Origin of the sequence: Burkholderia ubonensis (assembly GCF_902833085.1) — a bacterium.
Taxonomy (GTDB): domain Bacteria; phylum Pseudomonadota; class Gammaproteobacteria; order Burkholderiales; family Burkholderiaceae; genus Burkholderia; species Burkholderia ubonensis.
Map to the genome: position 1 here is coordinate 1 of NZ_CADFEB010000020.1, position 2,452 is coordinate 2,452.

General features: G+C 60.1%; 2 protein-coding genes, 3 tRNA genes and 1 rRNA gene. 1 reads left to right on the forward strand and 5 read right to left on the reverse strand.

Annotated features, from left to right (window positions below):
* The 4 genes from HWX31_RS34600 to HWX31_RS34615 form a co-directional block, all read right to left on the reverse strand.
* A partial coding sequence (locus HWX31_RS34600; protein WP_208454991.1) for a GTP-binding protein occupies positions 1-107 on the reverse strand: 107 nt, incomplete at its 3' end.
* Between the two features lie 63 nt (positions 108-170).
* A tRNA-Thr gene (locus tag HWX31_RS34605) sits at positions 171-245 on the reverse strand.
* A gap of 25 nt (positions 246-270) precedes the next feature.
* Positions 271-344: transfer RNA gene (locus tag HWX31_RS34610), tRNA-Gly, on the reverse strand.
* A gap of 43 nt (positions 345-387) precedes the next feature.
* Positions 388-473: transfer RNA gene (locus tag HWX31_RS34615), tRNA-Tyr, on the reverse strand.
* Positions 474-1,014: 541 nt separating this feature from the next.
* On the opposite strand from HWX31_RS34615, the gene HWX31_RS34620 reads away from it, so the two are divergent.
* Entirely contained in the window at positions 1,015-2,160 is a 1,146-nt protein-coding gene (locus tag HWX31_RS34620; RefSeq protein WP_174959377.1) for a hypothetical protein, read from the forward strand.
* A 209-nt stretch (positions 2,161-2,369) separates the two neighbouring features.
* On the opposite strand, the gene rrf is transcribed toward HWX31_RS34620, so the two are convergent.
* A 5S ribosomal RNA gene (rrf, locus tag HWX31_RS35455) occupies positions 2,370-2,452 on the reverse strand; the annotation flags it as partial.

The window sequence follows — 2,452 nt, forward strand, 5'->3', positions numbered from 1 at the left end:
AGCACGGTCGTGATCGCCGCCGTCAGCGTCGTCTTGCCGTGGTCAACGTGACCAATCGTACCAACGTTCACGTGCGGCTTGGTCCGCTCGAATTTTTCCTTGGCCATTTTCAACTCCCGAAAGGAATTTCACATGTTGCGCCGCGCGCAAACAGACACTGACTATACTGCTGGTGCCCATGGGCAGGATCGAACTGCCGACCTCTCCCTTACCAAGGGAGTGCTCTACCACTGAGCCACATGGGCGATTTCATGCTTCAACTGCACAGACTGGAGCGGGTGAAGGGAATCGAACCCTCGTCGTAAGCTTGGAAGGCTTCTGCTCTACCATTGAGCTACACCCGCACGGGCCACTAACGATTCCCTACCGCTCTCTGCGTTGATGTCTTGGTGGAGGAGGTTGGATTCGAACCAACGTAGGCGTAAGCCAACAGATTTACAGTCTGCCCCCTTTAGCCACTCGGGCACCCCTCCGTAGAGAACTGACGATTATGGGGGTGCATCGAACCTTTGTCAAGCGCACCGCGAAGATTATTTTCACCCTCTTCACCAGCACCCGACTGATACGCCCCAAGCTCCCCAATCGACGCCACGCCAAGCAATCACGCCCTCGCGAACAACGAAAGTCACACCTGGCGCGCCGATGCACGCATCTTCGTCAGACTCCGACCGTTCCGTCGCGAACCTGAGTTCACGCCGAAAAATCGGAAGACCGCCATCATACGACCTTCGCGCGATAAAGCCAAGCGGGTAAACGCAAAAAACCGCAAATTTCGTGCCGAACTCGATCAGCTCGTCTTTTGCGCACCGAGACGCCCTTACGATCGACGTGGCCGCGCATGCCAAGGTTGCCCATTCATTCGTTCATTCCCAATGCTCGAGCATTGCAACTGAGCGTCGGCTGGCGCCCTTCGTTGCACCACGTTAGTCTGTGTAGGGGCCGGATCCCAATGCGCTGTCTGCGACACCAAGGGAACACTGAGCACTCGACTCGAACCTGACACCAGGAGCTTCCATGCGCCTCTCATGCGCGCTGCTGTTCGCCGCCTCACTCGTCACGGACATCGCGCATGCCGCTCCGGACGAAAGCCTCTACCGCGGCACGATCGGCAAGTCGCCTATCGTTCTACGCTTCTACCAGAACGACAAGCAGGCGATCGGCCGTTACTTCTATCGCTCGCAAGGCATCGACATCGGGCTGGTCCCGACCGTCAACGCGGGGGAATTCGTCGAGTGTCCCCTTTCCGGCGGCGGTGACGAACCAACCGCCTGCGCCGAGCCGACCGGCGTCTGGTCCCTCTCGTTCGCATCCGGATCGGCATCCGGGACGTGGCGGAAAAGCGCGGGGGCGGTCGCCACCCTGCCGATCCGGCTTGAGCGCACGAGCGCCACTTGCGACGCGAACTTTAACGGATCGTCGGCAACCGAACGTGGTTACGATTGCTTGCGGGCGGAAGGGCCGACGGAGATTTCCGCACGCAAGGAAACGTCGGCCGATCGCGCGATCACCTGGCGATTCATCACCGAAAAGCGAAGTGGCGCATCCGCTCCGCAGCTGACGAGCGGACCATCAGCGGACGCAATGCGAACCGTCAACGCCGAGCTCGAACGGGTGTTTCGGGAAACGGTCGGCTTGGCACTCATGGCCCGGCCGAAAGGCGAGTCGAGCTGCACACCGACGGTGGCATTCGCCAATACCCGCTTGTTCACGGTCGACGCGACATGCTATTGGGATTGGCCAGGCGCAGCTCACCCGTCAAGCGGCTGGAATACCACGACCTACGATCTCGCCACCGGCAAGCCCCTCGACTGGACTCGCACGATTCGCTTTCCAGCGGCGGGAACCGAAACCTTCGACTTCACGAAAGGGAACGATGTCGTGTCGCTCGCGCTAAGACGCGCTGCAGACGAGCGCAACGACAAGGAATGCGTTGACGAAGCGTTTCGAAGCTTTGAATGTGACGGCTCGCGATGCCGCAACCAGGGCGCGAAGAAGATCGCGGATTGGAAGTGGTCGCTCCTGCTTTCGCCCAGGAAGGAAGGACTCTTTGCCGCGTTCAATGCGCATTCGGAGGCCGAGAGATACTGCCGGGGCGAAGGCGTGCTCTTGCCGTGGCGCGACGTTCGCGCGCTTTTGCTCGCACCGCGAACGCTGCCATGAATGTCAGCCTTGCGGTCGGCCGGTTGCCGGAAGTGGCACATGTGCAATGGTGGACCAGGACCATGCGTAGCACCGATGTGCATCGGCAACCTGGGGCGCCTGAGCAGAATGATGGTTGATGTTTTCGCGCACCGGCGCGCCTGGCGCATTTCCGACGCTGGAAATGCAAAAACCCCCGCCTGTTGGGCGGGGGTTCTTGGCTAAGGGGAGCCTGACGATTACCTACTTTCACACGGGAATCCGCACTATCATCGGCGTAGAGTCGTTTCACGGTCCTGTTCGGGATGGGAAG